This is a genomic window from Pustulibacterium marinum (genome assembly GCF_900116665.1).
In the GTDB taxonomy this organism is placed as follows: Bacteria; Bacteroidota; Bacteroidia; order Flavobacteriales; family Flavobacteriaceae; genus Pustulibacterium; species Pustulibacterium marinum.
Genome location: NZ_FPBK01000006.1, coordinates 176672 through 197117, shown reverse-complemented (window position 1 = coordinate 197117; position 20446 = coordinate 176672). Strand labels below are relative to the sequence as shown.

Annotated in this window: 15 protein-coding genes; 8 read left to right on the top strand and 7 right to left on the bottom strand. The window is 39.3% G+C overall.

The window, feature by feature from the left end; all coding sequences use genetic code 11:
* Positions 1-335 precede the first annotated feature (335 nt).
* The 6 genes from BM383_RS10340 (at position 336) to BM383_RS10315 (ending at position 9124) form a co-directional block, all read left to right on the top strand.
* Positions 336-758: an HYC_CC_PP family protein gene (locus tag BM383_RS10340; protein WP_093025056.1), complete on the top strand. Its 423-nt coding sequence runs from the start codon at positions 336-338 to the stop codon at positions 756-758.
* 82 nt (positions 759-840) lie between these two features.
* The gene (locus tag BM383_RS10335) at positions 841-4575 is read left to right on the top strand and encodes an efflux RND transporter permease subunit (RefSeq protein WP_093025055.1); all 3735 of its coding nucleotides are present in this window, start codon (positions 841-843) and stop codon (positions 4573-4575) included.
* Positions 4572-5801, top strand: coding sequence for a TolC family protein (locus BM383_RS10330; protein WP_093025054.1), 1230 nt, complete (start codon positions 4572-4574; stop codon positions 5799-5801). The genes BM383_RS10335 and BM383_RS10330 overlap by 4 nt, the downstream gene beginning before the upstream one ends.
* A gap of 2 nt (positions 5802-5803) precedes the next feature.
* A complete protein-coding gene (locus BM383_RS10325; RefSeq protein WP_093025053.1) occupies positions 5804-7531 on the top strand; it encodes an efflux RND transporter periplasmic adaptor subunit in 1728 nt (575 codons plus the stop codon).
* Positions 7532-7551: 20 nt separating this feature from the next.
* The gene (locus tag BM383_RS10320) at positions 7552-7965 is read left to right on the top strand and encodes a heavy-metal-associated domain-containing protein (RefSeq protein WP_093025052.1); all 414 of its coding nucleotides are present in this window, start codon (positions 7552-7554) and stop codon (positions 7963-7965) included.
* Between the two features lie 151 nt (positions 7966-8116).
* Positions 8117-9124 (top strand): aldo/keto reductase, encoded by a 1008-nt coding sequence (locus BM383_RS10315; protein WP_093025051.1) that lies wholly within the window; start codon positions 8117-8119, stop codon positions 9122-9124.
* Between the two features lie 81 nt (positions 9125-9205).
* On the opposite strand, the gene BM383_RS10310 is transcribed toward BM383_RS10315, so the two are convergent.
* Positions 9206-10396 (bottom strand): DUF418 domain-containing protein, encoded by a 1191-nt coding sequence (locus BM383_RS10310; RefSeq protein WP_093025072.1) that lies wholly within the window; start codon positions 10394-10396, stop codon positions 9206-9208.
* Positions 10397-10488: 92 nt separating this feature from the next.
* Positions 10489-11154 (bottom strand): FAD-binding oxidoreductase, encoded by a 666-nt coding sequence (locus tag BM383_RS10305; protein ID WP_093025050.1) that lies wholly within the window; start codon positions 11152-11154, stop codon positions 10489-10491.
* 207 nt (positions 11155-11361) lie between these two features.
* Here BM383_RS10305 and BM383_RS10300 point away from each other — a divergent pair, with 207 nt between their 5' ends.
* On the top strand, positions 11362-11886 hold the full coding sequence (locus BM383_RS10300; protein ID WP_093025049.1) for a 2'-5' RNA ligase family protein: 525 nt from the start codon (positions 11362-11364) through the stop codon (positions 11884-11886).
* Between the two features lie 68 nt (positions 11887-11954).
* On the opposite strand, the gene BM383_RS10295 is transcribed toward BM383_RS10300, so the two are convergent.
* The 4 genes from BM383_RS10295 to BM383_RS10280 form a co-directional block, all read right to left on the bottom strand.
* Positions 11955-12959 (bottom strand): glycoside hydrolase family 43 protein, encoded by a 1005-nt coding sequence (locus tag BM383_RS10295; RefSeq protein ID WP_093025048.1) that lies wholly within the window; start codon positions 12957-12959, stop codon positions 11955-11957.
* 106 nt (positions 12960-13065) lie between these two features.
* Positions 13066-14880, bottom strand: coding sequence for a glycoside hydrolase family 2 protein (locus BM383_RS10290; protein ID WP_093025071.1), 1815 nt, complete (start codon positions 14878-14880; stop codon positions 13066-13068).
* A gap of 373 nt (positions 14881-15253) precedes the next feature.
* Positions 15254-16294: a LacI family DNA-binding transcriptional regulator gene (locus tag BM383_RS10285; RefSeq protein WP_093025047.1), complete on the bottom strand. Its 1041-nt coding sequence runs from the start codon at positions 16292-16294 to the stop codon at positions 15254-15256.
* 145 nt (positions 16295-16439) lie between these two features.
* Positions 16440-18161 (bottom strand): arylsulfatase, encoded by a 1722-nt coding sequence (locus BM383_RS10280; protein ID WP_093025046.1) that lies wholly within the window; start codon positions 18159-18161, stop codon positions 16440-16442.
* Positions 18162-18861: 700 nt separating this feature from the next.
* Here BM383_RS10280 and BM383_RS10275 point away from each other — a divergent pair.
* Positions 18862-19281: a hypothetical protein gene (locus tag BM383_RS10275; protein ID WP_093025045.1), complete on the top strand. Its 420-nt coding sequence runs from the start codon at positions 18862-18864 to the stop codon at positions 19279-19281.
* A 103-nt stretch (positions 19282-19384) separates the two neighbouring features.
* Here the strand turns inward: BM383_RS10275 and BM383_RS10270 are convergent.
* A partial coding sequence (locus tag BM383_RS10270; RefSeq protein WP_245766568.1) for a transposase occupies positions 19385-20446 on the bottom strand: 1062 nt, incomplete at its 5' end.

Below are 20446 nucleotides of genomic sequence, written 5' to 3'. Positions count from 1 at the left end.
TGTTTGAGCCAGAAAGCTGATAATATACAAGCTCAAGCACAGGTGAAAATAGATTTTCATGCACAGATAATTACCTTAATGGCGAGTTCATAAGGTGTAGGTTCCGAACAATAAATTTAGAAATCTGTTCGTAAGCCTTGATTTTTTGGTTCGTTTTGTATCAAGACAAAATGAACATACCCGTAAGGAGAAATGATAGTCGAGATAAACAATCTTTAGCTATATAAAAGGCTTAGGTTCGACTCAGCCTGACGCTAGAAATAAAACAAAACTAACAATCTAATAGTCTAATAATCTAAAATACTATCAACTAAATTCCATATATTTGTAACTCAATGAAAACCATTGCCAAACATATCACAGCATTGATCCTCGCTATTTTAGTGCTGGCGTCTACGGTTTCCTTTACCGTAAATACCCACTATTGCATGGGACGCCCTATGGATCGCAGCGTATTTACCGCAGCCAAAAGTTGTGGTATGGAAATGTTGGAAGCAACGGAAACTCCTAAAGGGTGCGAAAAAGTAACCCAACACTGTTGCCACGATGAGCAACATGTAGTAAAAGGGCAAAAAGAACTGAAAGACAGTTCTATAGAGCTTACAACTACTCAACAGGCAGTACTTACCGCCTATGTATTATACACCTACCTTAATCTTTTTGAAGGTCTCAAGGAAAATGTAGTACCTTTTATTGGCTACAGCCCACACAAGGTCGTCAAACCCATACACAAATTGCACCAGGTATATTTGATTTGATAAAAACACACGAGTAAGCACCACTGTAAACAATAGTAGGTGCCATCATCAATTGTGTTTCATATAAAATCAAGGATATACTATGCTTAACAAAAGCATCAAATTTCTTATAGAAAACAAACTGGTTGCAGTACTGCTAGTACTCCTTTTCATAGGAGCAGGAATAGCATTTGCGCCATTCGGATGGAAAACAAACGTACTCCCTACCAGTCCGGTAGCAGTAGATGCCATTCCGGATATTGGCGAAAACCAACAAATAGTCTATACACCATGGACAGGACGTTCGCCTCAAGATATCGAAGACCAAATCACCTACCCGCTTACGTCAACCCTGTTAGGGATTCCGGGAGTGAAAACCGTGCGTAGCTCTTCTATGTTCGGCTTCTCTACCATTTATATCATTTTTGAAGAGGAAATCGACTTTTATTGGTCGCGCAGTAGAATCTTAGAAAAACTAAACGCTTTACCGGCGGGACTATTACCAGATGACGTGCAACCGGCTTTAGGCCCGGATGCTACAGGATTGGGACAAATCTTCTGGTATACCTTAGAGGGTCGGGATAAGGACGGAAACGTGACGGGAGGTTGGGATTTAAACGAACTCCGAAGCGTACAAGATTATTACGTAAAATATGCCTTGTCATCTGCCAGTGGAGTGTCTGAAGTGGCTTCTATTGGAGGCTATGTACAAGAATACCAAATAGACGTTGATCCGGAATTGATGCGGCAATACCATATTTCCCTGGCGCAACTGGTACAAGCAGTCAAACAAAGCAATCAAGATATTGGGGCACAAACCCTGGAGATTAACAAAGCGGAATACTTAGTCCGTGGATTGGGGTATGTAGAATCGATTCAGGATATTGAAAACGCGGTCATCAAAGCTCCGGACTATACAGCGATCACCGTAAAAGACGTAGCCAAGGTACATTTGGGTCCGGCTGCGCGTAGAGGAATTCTGGACAAAGAAGGAGCCGAAGTGGTAGGCGGCGTGGTAGTGGCCCGTTATGGTGCCAATCCTATGGAAGTGATCACCAATGTAAAAGAAAAGATCAAGGAACTCAGTGCCGGATTGCCTTCCAAAACACTGGAAGATGGCCGTACGTCCCAACTCACCATTGTACCGTTTTACGACAGAACCCAACTGATTCAGGAAACCTTAGGTACGCTAGACGAAGCCCTTACCATGGAAATCCTGATTACCGTTTTGGTGATTTTGGTGATGGTGTTCAACCTACGCGCATCCATACTCATATCAGGTTTGCTTCCGGTAGCGGTGTTGATGGTGTTTATCGCCATGAAGTATTTTGAAGTGGATGCCAACATCGTAGCGCTTTCCGGAATCGCCATTGCCATTGGTACCATGGTTGATGTGGGCGTGATTCTCTGTGAGAACATCATTCGCCATCTTGATGAAAATCATAAGGACCAAACGGTAAATGAGGTGGTGTACAACGCCACAGCGGAAGTATCGGGCGCTATTGTTACGGCCGTACTCACCACCATCATCAGCTTTATTCCGGTATTTACCATGGTGGGTTCCGAAGGAAAATTGTTCCGTCCACTAGCCTTTACCAAAACGTTTGCTTTAACGGCTTCCATCATTGTGGCCTTGTTCTTAATTCCGCCTTTTGCAGCCATATTGTTCCAAAAGAAACCGATGCGCACCGCAACCAAATGGCTTTTGAATGGTGGATTGATGGTTGTCGGTATAGCAGCTATAGTATGGGGCTACCCACTAGGGTTGCTTTTAGTAGGCTTTGGTATTATTGCCCTGCTAAAACAACAACAGATCATCACAGAAAAGACGAATAACCTACTTAAAGTAATCATTTCAGTAATCACTATAACAATCCTATTAGCAACTTATTGGCGTCCATTAGGACTGCAACATAACCTATTTACCAACCTTATGTTTGTGGGTGTTATTTGCTTTGGGTTGTTAGGTGTTTTCAGCCTGTTCAAACACTATTATACCCGCATTTTGCAATGGGCTTTGGCGAACAAAATACTTTTTATGAGCCTGCCCCTAAGCTTGATTGTTGCAGGGGTGATTATCTTCAATAATACAGGAAGAGAATTCATGCCTAGTTTGAATGAAGGCTCATTTTTATTAATGCCGACCTCCATGCCACATGCGGGGGTGGAAGAAAACAAACGCATCTTACAACAACTGGATATGGCGGTAGCCACGATTCCTGAAATTGAAACGGTCGTAGGGAAATCCGGTAGAACGGAATCTGCCTTAGACCCAGCGCCACTGTCTATGTATGAAAACATCATTCAGTACAAACCAGAATACCTGTTGAATGCAGCAGGCAAACAACAACGCTATAAAGTAAATGAAGAAGGGTTGTTTATACTGAAAGACGGCCGTTTAGCCTACAACCCGAATACCGATGTGGAGGAAGCAGCTCAGACAAAAGCCACAGTAGCACAGGTATTTCGCTTAAAAGCAACTGATTTACAACCGGATGATGAGGGGGAATATTTTAGAAACTGGCGTCCTTCCATACAATCCGCAGATGATATCTGGAATGAGATTGTACGTGTCACTAAATTACCAGGCATTACGTCCGCACCTAAATTGCAACCCATAGAAACGCGTATGGTGATGTTGCAAACCGGAATGCGCGCACCGATGGGTATCAAAGTAAAAGGACAAGATCTAAAAGAAATAGAAGCCTTCGGATTACAGCTGGAAACGGCTTTAAAAGAAGTGGAAGGCGTGAAAAAAGACGCGGTTTTCGCCGATAGAATTGTTGGGAAACCCTATTTGCTGATTGATATTGACAGAAACGCACTAGCCCGTTACGGACTATCCATAGACGCGGTGCAAAACCAATTGAAAGTGGCTGTGGGTGGTATGCAACTCAGCGAAACTGTAGAAGGCAGGGAACGCTATGGCATTCGCGTGCGCTATCCACGAGAATTGCGCGACAATCCTACAGCCTTGGAACAAATCTATGTGCCGTTAGCCAATGGCAATAGCATTCCGTTAAGCGATGTGGCTAGTATCAAATACGAACAAGGTCCGCAAGTCATCAAAAGTGAAGATACTTTCTTGGTGGGCTATGTATTGTTTGACAAGCTAGACGGCTATGCGGAAGTGAATGTGGTAGAAAGTGCACAGGCGTTGTTACGACAGAAAATCGATAGCGGTGAAATCACGGTTCCGAAAGGGATCAGTTACCAGTTTACAGGTACTTATGAAAATCAGTTACGCGCCAACAAAACCTTGTCGGTAGTAGTACCGCTTGCCTTGATCATCATCTTTTTGATTCTGTATTTTCAGTTCAAGTCCATCGCTACCTCCCTCATGGTATTCACCGGAATTGCCGTGGCTTTTGCGGGCGGACTCCTATTACTTTGGTTATACGGGGAATCGTGGTTCTTAAACTTCAGCGTGTTTGGAGAAAACCTGCGCGACTTGTTCCAGATGCATACGGTAAACCTCAGTGTGGCTATTTGGGTTGGATTTATTGCCCTTTTCGGAATTGCCACAGATGACGGTGTAGTTATGGCGACCTATTTAACGCAGACGTTCGCCCAACAACAACCGGATACCAAAGAAGGTATTAGAGCCGCCGTAGTCACCGCTGGCGAGAAGCGTATTCGTCCGTGTTTAATGACAACTGCTACTACCCTGCTGGCTTTATTACCGGTGTTAACCGCTACCGGACGAGGCAGCGATATCATGATCCCTATGGCGATTCCTAGTTTTGGAGGAATGCTCATCGCATTGATCACCTTGTTTGTCGTACCAATATTATATAGCTGGAAAGCGGAAGTACAACTCAAACGTACCCAATCATGAAAAAGAAAATATACATACTATACAGCGTAGCCCTACTCCTTTTTGGAAGTGTACAAGCGCAAGACTTGAATAGTTTTATCAGTCTGGCGTTGGAAAACAATCCACAAGTACAGGGTATGCAGTTGCAATACAACATCGCTTCGGAAAAAGTAAACGAGGTGAATACCCTCCCGAATACACAATTCAGTGGTGGGTATTTTGTGAGCGAACCGGAAACCCGTACAGGGCCGCAACAGTTCAAACTATCGGCACAACAACAGTTCCCCTGGTTTGGAAGCATTACCGCACGGGAAGCGTATCAACAATCATTGGCAGATGCGGAATATGAATCGGTAGTGATTGCCCAACGCAAAGTAATTGCTTCGGTAACTAAATACTATTACCAACTGGCAGCGCTACACGCCAAAGAACGCATTTTAGCGCAGCATAACGACTTATTAACTACCTATGAGCAATGGGCGCTCAAAGCGGTAGAAACCAACTCAGCGAGCACCGTATCGGTCTTAAAACTACAAATGCGGCATAATAATGTACAGGCACAGCAACAAGTGGTGGCACAACAGTATGCAGCTACGTTAGCGCAGTTCAAAGAGGTATTGAATACCGCTGAGGTTCCGGAGATTCAATGGACTACCGATTTTGTGATTCCTGCAAAGGAGTTGGAAGTAGCCATAGAAACAGACAGCCTTGTCTTGCATCCGGAATTGGTGAAGTATGATAGGTTGTACGAATCGGTGACCCAATCGGAAGTAGTAAACCAAAAAGGCAAAAGTCCCATGATTGGCGTAGGCGTTGATTACATCAATGTGGGCGAACGTAGCGATATGCAAGTCAGCGATAACGGAAAAGACATCTTTATGCCGATGGTGTCAGTTTCCATTCCGATTTTCAACAAGAGTTTCAAATCAAAAACGCGTCAAAACGAATTGGCGCAACAGCAATTGCAAGTCGCTAAACAGGAACGCTTGTTGAAACTACAAAGCATGTTGGAAACTGCGGTGGCTGAGAGGACAGCCGCACGTATTGCCTTCGACAATCAAACCAAGAACTTGGAACAAGCAGCACAGGCAACGAACATTTTGTTAAAGCAATACGAAACCAATACGCTGGATTTTCAGGAAGTATTGGATATCGAAGAACTGCAATTACAACTGAGTTTGGAACAGGTACAGGCGACCTTACAGTATTATACACAAACTACCATCATTCATTATTTAATACGTTGATCATGAAAAAATATAGCAGTTATATACTTTTACTTTTGGCAGGACTCGCCCTTGGATGGTGGCTGTTCTCCCCTGCTGAGTCTACAGCAACCACCGAACACACACACTCGGAAACTAGCACCGAACAGTTATGGACATGCTCCATGCACCCGCAGATCTTAAAAACAGAATCGGGTGACTGTCCTATTTGTGGGATGGAACTGATTCCGGCTGAAAAAGGTGCAGACGGACTTACACCAGAGCAATTTACCATGACCGAAAATGCCATGGCGTTGGCAAATGTGCAAACCACCGTAGTCGGTGATGCTGAAGATGCAAAAGGGACCTATACCCTGTCCGGAACCATTCAACCGAATGAAGAGAATAATGCCGTTCAAGTAAGTTATTTTGCAGGACGTATCGAGAAGCTTAATGTGAATTACACAGGGCAAACAGTTCAAAAAGGACAAGTATTGGCTACCATGTACAGTCCGGCACTGATAACCGCACAACAAGAATTGTTATCGGCGGTAGAATTGAAAAATAGTCAGCCTGCCTTGTACAAAGCAGTTCGTAACAAACTCAAATTATGGAAACTGACCGAAGCGCAGATTAACAGTATTGAAACGTCTGGTACAGTACAAGAATACATGCCCGTATATGCCACAGTAAGCGGTACCGTTTTAGATAAATTAGTTTCCGAAGGTGACGAAGTAAAAAAAGGTCAGGCCTTGTTAAAAATCAGCAACCTCAATACCGTTTGGGCGGCATTTGATTTATATGAGAATACCCTAGGAAGTTTGGAAAAAGGTCAACAACTAAGCATTACTACAGCTGCCTATCCCGGAAAAACCTTTGAAGGAACGGTTGCTTTTATAGATCCGGTACTCAACAATACAACCCGAACAGTGACAGCCAGAGTTACCTTGAACAACAAAGAAAATCGCTGGAAACCAGGGATGTTTGTTGAAGCAAAAGTACAAACAGCCAACACGACTACGGAAACTTTGACCATTCCAGCCAGTAGTGTTTTATGGACAGGGAAAAGATCGGTAGTGTATGTAAAAGTTCCGGGAACGCAACCGATATTTGAAATGCGTGAAGTTACCTTAGGTCCTAAATTAGCGGACAGTTATGAAATCACTTCCGGACTCACAGCTGGGGAGGAAATTGTGACCCATGGAGCCTTCACAGTAGATGCGGCGGCACAATTGCAAGGGAAACCTTCCATGATGCATCAACCCAAAGCAGCTACAGAGAATGCATTCAGTTTAGAAAATGAACAATCATTAAAAGTAGCACCTAAGTTTGTAGCGCAACTAGAAGAAGTGTACAAAGCATATCTTCCTTTAAAAGATGCCTTGGTGAATGATGATTCTGCTAAGGCAAAAGCTTCTGTTTCGCAACTGAAATCTGCTATTAACGCAGTAGACATGTCTTTATTGAAACAATCCGAAGCTCATGAAATTTGGATGTCTACTAAACGAGAACTCTTGGATCAATTGCAACAATTTCAGCAAAAAGTAGATCTAAAAGAACAGCGAAAGTTATTCATACCTATTTCAGAAAACATCATCACACTTGCGCAAACCTTTGGAGCTACTGAAACGGCTTATGTACAGTTTTGTCCAATGGCCGATAACAATAAAGGAGCCTATTGGTTAAGTGACGAAACTGAGATTAAAAATCCGTATTTTGGAGCTTCTATGCTCACTTGCGGAAACGTAGCAAAAACAATTACATCAAAATAAAAATCATTAAATTTAAGAACATGAAAAAAGTAATTTTAGCATTAGCAGTAGTAGTCGGGATGAGCTTCACTGCTTGTAACGAAACCAAAAAAGAAGCAAAAGAAGCAACTACAGCAGAAGTTGCTGTAAATGAAAGTACAGACCAAGAAATGGCTATGGCTACATTTGGAGTACGTGGAAATTGTGGCATGTGCAAAAAAACAATTGAAACTGCAGCCACTGGAGTTGAAGGTGTTTCTAAAGCGAATTGGGATAAGGATAAGAAAAAAATCGAAGTTTCTTACGATGATACCAAAACTGATGTGGCTAGCATAGAAAAAGCAGTTGCTGCTTCTGGTTATGATACTGAAAACTTCAAAGGTTCTGATACGTCTTACGAAAACTTACCGGCTTGTTGTCAATACGATCACAGCATGGAAATGAGTCAGGAATAATTCAATTTTATATTTCTTAAAAGTCGCTATTCATAGCGACTTTTTTGTTTTATAGAAGGTTGCTAAAGTTCTGTTATATTTAGTTAATTCAAAGGATTTCTGTTTGTCATTGTTGTAAATTTAAGCAACTGAAAACTTAAAAAATAATTGTATGAATACGAACAGATTTAAAATCCCTTTTGATATTGCACTTGGTGGTGTACCTTTTGGAAACGGTTTTGAAGTAATGACCGATGAAGAAGTGCATCATGTTTTAGAAACCGCCTGGAATGAAGGCTATCGATTTTTTGATACTTCTCCATGGTATGGTTTAGGATTGAGTGAAATACGTATGGGGAATTTTCTGAAAACCAAAAATAGAGACGAATATTTGCTATCTACCAAAGTAGGTAGAATATTAACCCCAACAGATACTCCACCCGATACCATGTGGAATGAACCTGCATCTAATGATTATACATATGATTACACAGCCGAAGGTACTCGTAAATCTATAGAGGACAGTTTGGAACGTTTAGGCGTTAGCCATATTGATTATGTATTTATTCATGATTTAGCTCCAGGAAATGAAGCTGATTTAGGCGGCGATTGGAAAGCTCAGTTCGAAATTGCAAAAAATGGTGCTATGCCTGAACTAACCAAAATGAAACAGGAAGGTTTAATTAAAGGTTGGGGATTTGGAGTAAATGATATTGATCCTATTTTAGAAAGCTTAAAAGTTGCTGAACCAGATGTTTTTCTATCAGCTATATCCAATACAATTCTAGATCATGACCGTTTTATAGAGGAATTGTTGCCAGCCATAGAAAACAGTAATGCGACTTTAATCGCTGGCGCACCGTTTAATGCAGGAATGTTGACAGACGCTGGAAAACGATACAATTATGAAGGTGAAATGCCAGAAGAAATTGTCAAAAAATATACTATTTTGAAAGAAGTAGCAAAGAAATATAAGGTGAGTTTATCAGACGCTGCGATCCAATTTTCTCATGCGCCAGAATTTGTAGATACTGTATTATTTGGTTGTAGTACTTCGGAACAAGTAAAACAAAATGCACAGGCTTTGGATGTAGCTATTCCTATTGAATTTTGGGACGAACTTACCGATAAAGGTGTGATTCATCCAAAAGCTGGAATTGGTAAAAATTACTACGCTTAATATTCCTCTTTAATAATATAGAAAGCTATCTGAAAGAATTAATTGTAGACATTTTACATCGCGCTTTTCAGGTAGCTTTTTTTATTTCTTTTTACTTCCCATCCAGGTCAGACGATGCCAAATACCTTCTAGTGGTCCATGTTTATGCCTGTTCATCCACCAAGTACTGAAAGCAATCATTCCCGCAGTTAAAATCATTGCAATGATAAAACTATAGGTGGCTCCGGTATACTGATACAAGCCAAAACCAAATCCAAAATAAATGGTAGAACCTACAATACTTTGTAGCACATAGTTAGTCAAACTCATTTTTCCAACTGGTGAAAAAACGTTCAATATTTTTCTTCCTGATTTTAAATAAAATAACAATACAAAACTTGAAAGAATGACTACCATAAAGGTGATATTTTCTAAAGCGTTGGTAATTGTTTTTAAAGGTCTTCGAATAGATTCTGTAGCGATTAAATCATCAATACGCAATTGAAAAACATATTGTGGAATGTAAAGTAACACCGCTGAAAAAAATACCAATCTCCAAAACTTTCTATTCTTTGGATTTTCAACAAATTTGAAATGTTTTCCTAACAAATAACCGGATAAGAATAACGCCAGCATATGAAAAAATCTACCGTTCTCAAACGTCCATAACACAACGGCTTTTCTCCCGTTGAATAAATTTCCTTTTACTGTTTCCCAAAAAGAATCATTAGGGATATAGGTTTTCATTTGGCCAAAATATTGCCATGATGGCGGACTTGGAATATCTGCAACAGGATGTTGAATTCCGTTGAACAAAGCGATGATTTGAACAGGTTGAATAAACATCAATACAATAATTACATACATCCATTTGGCGGGTAATTTTGTGGTTGGAATCAATAGAAATCCAACAAACGCATAAAACATCAAAATATCTCCTTGAAAGAATAGAGAATTGATGAATCCAAAACCAATAAGCAAAATCATTCGCCATGCAAAACGACCATCAAAAGACTGTCCTCTTTTTTCTTGATTGTATTTCTGAATAAAGAACGTTAACCCAAATAACAAAGCAAACATGGCATAGGACTTTCCGGCGAACATAAAAAAGAGAAAATCCCAGATATAGGTATCTAAGGTTTTCATCCATTCGGGTAAAAATTTTGGTTTAAAATAGAAGTCAAAATGCTCTAAATTGTGTAGCAGCATAATTGAAACCAAGGCAAAACCACGAAGTGCATCTACTACTTCTAATCGGTTTTTTCGATTTACAATGGGTTGTTCAGGTGGCATAAAGTTGTTTGTTTGAGTATAACAAGATAGTATTTTCAAACAAAAAAGCCGAAGATAATTTTCTTCGGCTCTTTCTATATTATTTTCCAATATTATTGCTCAAATACCAATTCATCTGTGGTAGCTCCAATTTTTTCTAAAATCTTATTGATTTCTTTCGTCATTGGTTTTGGTCCACAAACATAAAAATGTTTGGTGAGATCAGTAATTGTATTTCTTAGAAATTCCTCATCAATATAACCCTGAGTATATTCTGTATCATCTTGATTTGTGATTACGTAGGTAACATTATGCCCAAGTTTTTTATCAAGTTCTTTTTTCAGAATGATGTCTTTATCGGTTTTGTTAGAAAAGATAAGTATGTTATCATCCAATTCACCTTTACGTTCCAATTCTCTAAAAATGGCAATGAATGGTGTTATCCCAGCTCCACCAGCAATAAAATAACCGGGACCTTTATATTCAATGGCTCCATTCACTTCTCGAAGAATAAGTTCGTCTCCTGGCTTTATTTTATTCAATTGGTCAGTAACTCCGTTATGATCAGGATAGATTTTAATGGTGAATTCCAAATCTTTGGCATCTGGCAGACACGTAAATGTAAATGCTCTGTCTTCTTCTTCCCAACCCTCTTTATTTATAGAAACGTGCGTGGCCTGCCCTGGAGTAAATTCATAATTATCGGGTCTTTCCACTGTAAATCTTTTTACATTGTGCGTCAATTGCGCTACATCTTTTACTTTTACAATCGTTTTCATAGATCTTTGATTTTCTTTTTAAGTTAATGTGAAAATGTTTGCAATAGAAGCTTTATTACAGATATCTTGATTTTTTAACCGCTATTTAAGAAGATATGTAAAAATTACTTTAAAGAAAACCGATGCAGTTATCATGCATTGAAAAATAGTTATATTTATCCTGAAAACCTCCCCAGGCAAACAACAACTAGAATTTATTTACGGTCAATGAGTACACAACAATACTCCATTGCTTTCATACCCAATGATACTATTATAGCGTATGTAAAAGCATTAAAACTACAATTAGGGGAAACTATCGGATGGTTTTCAAGTAAAAATGCCATGGCACATATTACCATTGGCGAAATGCAGGTTTCACATGAGGCTTTGCAACATATTCATACCATCATAGAACATATAAGCAATGATATTCGCCCATTTGAAATAATTCTAGAGCATTTACAAACTTTTGAAAACAGTGGAACACTTTATTTATCTATAGATGCAGTTGCAAAGGATAAATTAGAAGAAATCATGCAAATATTTCACCAGCGATTTACATTGCAGGGAAGTGATAAAAATCCGCATATGACCATTGGTAGAAAATTAACTCCAGAGCAGCTTGCCAAAGGAATGGATATATTGCATGTAAGTCCTAAAACTTTTCTACTCGATTCTGTAAGTTTACGTAAATTTGATCCGGAGGTAAAGCAATATGAAGTTATTCATACCTATTCATTTACGAAATAGTAATCAACAAAAAAGGGAAAGCCTTTTTAAAAGTACTTCCCCCTCTTCTTAATATAAACCGCTTATTTTTAGTCTTCTTTAATTTGTGGTACTCCTTTTTCGGTACGTACAACTTTTTTCAGTAATCCATTTTCGTCATACTCTAGTTTGTCTACACAAACACTTCTGCGAAAAGGACCACCATCTGGTAAACCTGCATTATGATAAAAGAAATAATCATTTCCTTTAAAATTCACAATAGCTTGATGATTGGTTGGTGAATTTGGTAATGTATCATTTAGCACACCTCTATACGTCCAAGGTCCGGTGATGCTTTTTGCCGTTGCATAATCTGTTCTAGAAGGATAAGATGCCGCATACGACATATAGTAGGTATCACCCTTTTTGTGAACAAATGGCGCTTCAAAGAAATTGGTAAGTCCTTCTACATTTTGAACAGGACCATCTGTCTCTACCATATTTTTCTTAAGTTTTACCATTCTCACTTCGTTCCAAGAACCCCAGTACATATACACTTCGCCATCATCATCTACAAAAACAGCAGGATCTATATTTAATGGAATTGAATTCTTAGTGGTATCGGCTACAATTGGTTTACCAATAGGATCTTTGTAAGGCCCTAGTGGATGGTCTGCAACTGCTACTCCAATGGCAAATCCTTCATGAACTCTTGCAGTAGAATCTTTGTGTACCATAGGAACGTACCACCAGAATTTTCCATTATTCTCTACGCAATGTCCTGCGAAAGCATTGTTGGAAGCCCAATCAAAATCTGAAACGGTTAATTTTTTACCATGATTCTTCCAGTTTACCATATCGGGAGTAGAAAATATATACCAGTCGTTCATACGAAAACCTTCTTCTCCTTGTGGTGTAAGATCTGATCCTGTAAATAGATACAATGTGTCATTATAAGTAAGTACACAAGGATCTGCCGTTAACGGTGACTTGAACAATGGATTTCCACTTAAAGCTACCTCCTCTTCTTTCATGGCTACTTTCTTTTCAGTTTCACAACTAACAAAAGAAATGAAGCCTGAAAGGATGATGGCAGCAATTACTAATTTTTTCATTCTTGCTTAAATTGTTTGTGGCAAGATACTAAAATATTTTAAATGTAATATTTACACTTATGAATTTTATTTGTATTATTTCAACATAGCTCATCTCCGATTAGCGTTAATCTAAGTAGAGAACTTTATGGAGCTCTTTTAAATCTTCTATAGCTATTTTGATGACTTTTCTATCATAGGTGATCAACCCGTTAATTTCAGTTTCTACATCTGTAAGTTGGGTATAGACCGCTGCAGAAAAACCTGCCGCTTTTAATTCTACAATACGATTTATCAAACTTTGATATGCTTTTTTTAGTTGCTTTTCATTTTTAAACCCTTGATAACTCCAAGCTTCTTTTGAAAACACATGATCTTTTACACCGTAACCAAGACCTCCAAATTCACCAATAACCAAACCTCTATGGTCTTCCAAAGGAAACTCTTTTTGAAGTCGGTTACCATACAAATGGAAATCATGCAATTCCCCTCCATTTCGGTCTATCCATCCGCTTGGACCATCAATAACACGGGACGGATCTAATGATTCAGCATAGTCCAAAATTTCATTGGTTTTGAATTGTCCCCAACTTTCATTGAAAGGAACCCAAACACAAATACTAGGATAATTATGCAATTGAGACATCATTTCCTTTAATTCGGTTCTGTAATTGTTTTCAGAATCAAAAGATCTTTCCAAATCGTTGTAATGCTCGTCTAGCCAAGTAGCTTCCACCGAATGGTCATGGTCTTTTACAGGAACAATCTCATTGTAACCGCTTGGCATATCTTGCCAAACAATTAAACCTATACGGTCACAATGATAATACCAACGTTCTGGCTCTACCTTAACGTGTTTTCGTACCATATTGAAACCCATGGCTTTCATTTGTTGAATATCCCATAAGAGCGCTTCCTCTGTAGGCGCTGTGTAAATACCATCAGGCCAATAGCCTTGATCTAATGGTCCATATTGAAACAAAGGTTTGTGGTTGAGCATTAAACGTTGTACTCCTTTATCATCTTTAGCTATACGGATATCTCGCATTCCAAAATAGCCTTCCACTTTGTCTACAATTTTATGATCTCTTATGATGGCAAGTGAGTATGTATACAATGTTGGGGTATCCGGAGTCCATAATTGCGCATTATTAATAGTAGCTTCAAGTGTTTCAAAACTGTTCGCCGATAGTGTAGTGACTTCTTTATCGTCTAAGAAGACTTTTAGCTCCAGTTGGTCATTTGCTTTGGCATTTACGATACTCGTTTGGATAGACACAACGCTCTTATCTATACCCGTAGTGATTTTGTTGGATTTGATATAGGATTCTGGAACATTTTCAAGCCATACTGTTTTCCAAATTCCGGTAACTGGTGTATAATAAATGCCACCCGGGTTTTTCACTTGTTTACCTCTTGCCTGCTCTCCTTCCATAGTAGGGTCATGCACTTTTACCACCAAATCATTAGCTCCTTGCTTTAAAAAGGAAGTAACATCCATTTCAAAAGCGGTATAACCACCTTTGTGATTCCCTACGAAAAAACCATTTATATAGACTTCGGTTTCATAATCAACCGCTCCGAAATGGAGTATTACTTTTTCATTTTCGTTTGCCGTTTGAAACTCAAGATTTCTTTTGTACCACAGTAGTTGTTCATGAGTAACTCTTTTTTGTACTCCTGATAGATACGATTCAACCGGGAATGGTACTACTATTTCTCCATCCCATGTAGTAGGTATTTCTTTCTGGATGTTTGTAATAGCGTAGGCCCACGAACCATTTAGATTGGTCCAGTTATCTCTTTGTAATTGAGGCCTGGGGTATTCGTTTAGTGGATGTTCTTTCTCCACTTGATCTGTCCAAGGAGTTTTTAATACTTCTTGTGCTTGAACCGTGAATAGCGTTATCAAAACGAGAACGATAATCAGTTTATTTTTCATAGCGATGCTTTGTTTAGTTGTGTTCTCCTTCTCCTTAAAAGAAATCGAATGGTTCATTTCATTTTCGTTTTGTGCGAAAAATTGAATAGTTGAAAGTACTAGTATAGTCATGTTTATTGAATTCTATCCATTATTTTAAGTATTCAATCATACTTTATACTTTCATGATTTCACTAAAGTATAATTTTCAGGTGAAAGCGTAGTTTCAGCATTCGTCTGTATGATTCATTCTGGTGAAGTATTCAGTAAAAAGATTGGTTTTGTAGTATTTTGAACTGTATTGAGTAGATTTTCTAATGAAGACTTAGAGAAAAACTACCACTTAGGTCATTTAAAAATCACCAAATGGTAGTTGGTAAGTTAATTATGAGGTCTATAAAGTTCTTTCCGCTATGGGTAAAGTAGAATCTCTAACGATGAGTTGGGTGTCTAAAACCACTGATTTTGGTTCCGGAGGCATGTTTCTATTTTTCAATTTGTTGAATAATAGGTTCATGGTTTCAGATGCCATTGCTTCCAATGGTTGATCTATAGCCGTGATAGACGGACAAGTGATATCAAATAAGTAATGATTATCAAAAGTAATGATTCCCATTTGGTGCAGTTTTGTGGATGAGATATTCTTTAATACTGATAATCCTAACTTTGCTAAATAATTTGTGGCGAACAAAATAGAGTCTGCATCATTATTGGCTTCAAAGAATTTCTTCAACTCTTCTTTAACCAACTCTTTTTCCAGGAAATCATAAGACAATAGCAATATTTTTTCGTCCATTTTATTTGCTTCTGCTGCATTCTTATATCCCTGTAATCTTCCTAACATTTGAGTTTGAGTAGATTGAGTAGAAACAAATAGTGTTTTGGTAAAGCCATTGGCCACCAAATGTTTCATGCCCATTTCACTTGCTTTATCATTATAAATTCCTACATAATCTGCTTCAAAGCCTTCAAAATATCTGTCTAGCAATACTACCGGAATTCCTTGCTCCTCTAGCTCTTTTACCTTTTCTGAAAGATTGGGCGAAGGAACTATGATATAACCATCTACATGACGTTCACTAAATAATCTTATCAATTCATTTGACTTTTTATCACTGTTTTCGTTGCTACAAAACAGCATTTTATAGCCATTGGTATAGGCCAGGTCTTCAAAATAACGCGCTAATTTGGCAAAGAAGTAATTGGAAATATCTTCTACCATAAATACCAGAATTTTAGATTCCCCAGTACGTAGGCTCTGTGCTAAAATATTAGGTTTGTAGTTTACTTTTTTACAGTATTCTAATACACGTTTGCTCACTTCGTCTGATATTCTCTTTTCTTTAGCCTTCCCGTTCAGCACAAAGGATACTGTGGTCACCGATACATTTAATGCAGCAGCTATATCTTTTATAGATAGTCTTTTTCCTTTCATAATTTGATTTCCTATTCGTTCAACAACATAAGTGTGCCGGGGGTCTTTTCACGAATATAAACTTTTTTAAGGAAAATACATACTAAAAAGCAAGGACAATTAATAATCATCCTTGCTTATAAAACGTTTTATGTGGTTAAATCACTTATGGTTTTGGATATACCTCGTACCCATCTGCAAGTTGCTTCCATTCTTTTTGCATGGCTTTTACTACTTCTGGATTTTCGGCTGCTACGTTGTGTAATTCGGTTCTATCTGTTTTGAGGTTGTATAACTCCCAAGGATCTTTTTCGGTTAGTTTTACCAACTTCCAATCCCCTTTTCTTAAGGCGGCTGATCCGAAGTGTTCCCAGAACAGGACTTCGTTTACGTTTTCCTGCGTATTACCTTCCATAGCCGCAACCATTGATTTTCCTACTGCGGGAGTCACGGTGTTTCCATTTCGTTCTTCAGGATACGTGGCTTGTGCAATGTCTAAAATCGTAGGCATGATGTCTACAATGTGTGCGGCATTGGTACGAATAGCTCCTTTATCCTGAATTTTCTTTGGCCAATGGACAATGAATGGTGTGGTGATACCTCCTTCATATACTTTTGCCTTCCAGTACCTGAATGGCGTGTTTGCCGTGTTTGCCCATTGCGGACCAATACCCGACATGGTGGTTTCCGGCCCCGGCAAGGCATCGGTATTTTTATCTACCGGATATGCTATAGGCGTACCGGCTCTGGTTTCACTAGGTCTGTCAAAGCCAATACCGTACTGTGAAGGTCTTTCTGAACTGGCGCCGTTATCTGACAAGAAGAAGATCACCGTATTGTCTAGCTCTCCTGTTTCTTCCAACTTGTTGATTAGTTTGCCGATGTTTTGGTCCATACGGTCTATCATTGCCGCATGGGTAGCCATGGCACGGGCATCCCACACTTTATCTGTGTTGGCATCCCATTTTTTATCCTGGAACATGAACTCTGATAGTTGTGCTACATCACCTTGAATGATTCCTTTGTCTATCAGGCGCTTGTAACGCTCTTCACGTATTTTTCGCCAACCCACGGTGTAGGTGTCTTTGTATTTTTCTATTTCCTCTTCCGGAGCCATTAAAGGCCAATGTGGTGCACAATGCGCTACGTATAAGAAAAAAGGGTCTTTATTTTTACTGAATTGCTCTACATATGCCACAGCTGTATCGCCAATAGCATCGGTATAATAAAAGTCTTTAGGGACTTCCTTTACAGGTTTGGTACCATTGACCAAACTAAACGGATCGAAATAATCCACTACACCCCAAATGTTTCCGTAGTATTTATCGAAACCACGGTGGGTAGGGTAACTCATGGTGTCTGAGAAGGTTTCGTAGTCTTTTTGGTGGTTGAGCCAATCTAACTGCTCCTGATCTCCATGATCTTCTGTGATGGATACATGCCACTTCCCTGTCATGGCCGTTTGGTAGCCTGCGGTTTTTAATACTTCGGCAATGGTGACTGTGTGTTCATCTAGCGTGCCTTTATAGCCTGGTTGGCCCTGATCCATAGTCATACGACCGATACCTGCCTGGTGTGGATACTGACCTGTAAGCAAGGCGGCTCTACTGGGGCAGCAACGGCTGGTGTTGTAAAACGCATTGAAGCGCAGTCCGTTTTCGGCCAGGCTATTGAGCGCTGGTGTATTTACCTCGCCACCGTAACAACCCAAGTCTGAAAACCCAAGGTCATCTGCCATGATCACCACGATATTTGGGCGTGTATCTTCTTTGGTGTCTGTGGCGGTTGTAGTGTTAGTTTCCTTGGGCTTTTGGTCACAAGCTACTATGGCCAGGCAGCCGGTAACCCATAGCCATTTGGTAAGCTGGTTTCTATTCTTTTTTTTCATGGTTTGATAAATTGATTGTTGGAATGTAGTGTAAGTTTTAGAGACTTCCTATGGTTTTTATGGGACAAGGTTGGTTTGGGACAATCTGTATACAAATTGATATGATTTGAATTCCTTTGCGCTTTATTCTTGTAAAATGGCTGGATAAAAAAGCGTCTTTTTTAAGAAGGAACCGTTTGCGTTGGTTATGGTTATTGACGATGTATGCGCTAGGTAATGGTTTTAAAGTCCCTGTCATTTTATTTACGCTGTTTGTGTTTGCTACTAGTTACATTTTATTCCCATACGAAGCAAGTTTCTAAGTGCAGTTGTACACAAACTGTACACAAGGTGTACACGACTTTACACTTGTAAATCACTTAATAGACTGATTTTTAATACAATATGTAGATTCAAAATGTCGCAAGTTTTACTTTTGTTGTGTCAACCTTGTGTTGTTCTTGTGTCATTGTTGTGTGATCCTTGTGTTCTCCTTGTGTTGTTGTTCGCTTGACGTTGTATTGCGAGTGCTTTGAAAATCATCTATCTGTTTGCAATTTTTGTAGGAAAAAGAGGGAGTAAAAACTTAAAAGGCGAATAAAAGTTGTATATTGTTCATGATATAAACGAGTTGCCAGTAATTTGAATGAAAAACCTACGAATAAAAATATTACTACTTTTTTTAATCTTTTTAGTTGTTTCGTGCTCGACACAAAAAGGGTTGATTAGAAGAGAAAAAACGGAATTTGGAACTGTAAAATATTATGTTCAGACTGAATCGAAAAACGACAATTATGTAAAAACAGAACTGAATGACTTAAATGGCGAAAAAAGAATTGTAATAAAGGTTGCGGATTCTGTTTATTACAGTTTGTATTCAGACGGAATTAATAAGCGAACGAAAAAAGACAAAAATTCAGTTTACCGATTATTTTATGGAGAAATACCAAATGAAAAAGATACCCAAATTGCATATCAAAAATTGTCGGAATTAGACTCATTGATATTGTCTAAATCGGACAAAATATTGGACTCGCTGAAATGGAATGATTTTAAACGTTGGAACGGAGCAAAAGCATTTGAGATAGAAGTTGTTTATTATCACGGATTTCCCAAAAATGAAACATTTGAACCTTATTAAACGGAATAAAAAACTACTGGCAACAACGGTAATTGTTGCACAACTCCTTGGTAAAAGTTGGGGGTTGATTTATATGAGTCGCTTTTGAGCGACTTTTTTGTTTTTAGCGGTAGTGGATTTTCTGAATTTGCGGAAGGCTTACAAGCAGATTATGGGCTTTTAGAAAGGCTTTTATGGTCATAGAGAGCAGGCGTGTGTTTCCCTGATTACTATGGGCTTTTGGGGTGGTGTATTTTAGGTATTTTTTGAGATTATAGGCAATGGCTGCCATGAGCATACATTTGTTAGCTTGCTGTATGCCTAAGGTGTTCACTTTGGCTAGTCCCATAAACTGGGTAAGAATGCCAAAAACAGGTTCTACGGTACTAGAGCGTTTGGCTTTCATGTAGCGTCCTTGTTTGCTTTGTACTCGTTTGATATTTCTTAGGTATTCTTCTCGATAATAAGTGACGCTAAACTTCTTTTCCTGTGCTTTTCCCAGACAACTGCTTCGTATAGGACACCCCATACAGACCTGTTTTCTGGCTCGGTATTCTTTCTTTTTGGTGTGGGTTTTATGATCTAAAAATACTTTGGTAAACGGGATGTTTTTTCCTTGTGGACAGCGATAGTGATCATGTTCCTTTTCATAGGTAAACCCGTCTGGTCCACCTTTAAAGGTGCCGTGTGGTGGAATATAACTTTTGATTCTTTTGCGTTCTAGAAAGGCATAGTTTTCACCACTGCTATAACCGGTATCGGCCAGACAGTTTTGCCAGTGTAGTCCTAGTTTCCATAGGCGTTGATGGGTACGGTTGACAATGTCTTGCAAATGTTGGTTGTCTTTGGCATCGGCATGGTAGGCTTTGATATCGGTAATCACATGGTTGGCTGTATCTACGGTGAGTTGGCTCAGGTAATTGAGCTTGCGAGCTTTGCCCGGTTTTACGCTGATACGTGCATCTGGGTCTGTAGGGCTGTAATGCGTTTTGTTGCTGGTGTATCTACTGCCTTTGTTGCCTGCTCCGGGACGCTCGGTTTGCTGGCTTTGCCAACGCTTGTTGCGGCTTTTGATTTCATTGAGCGCTTTGGTATTGGCACTTAGGGTTTGCTGTGCTTTGGTAGCCTTGTTGTTTTTGGCTTTTCGGTAGGTTTCTTTATCGCGTTTGCTGATGTGGCGTAGCTC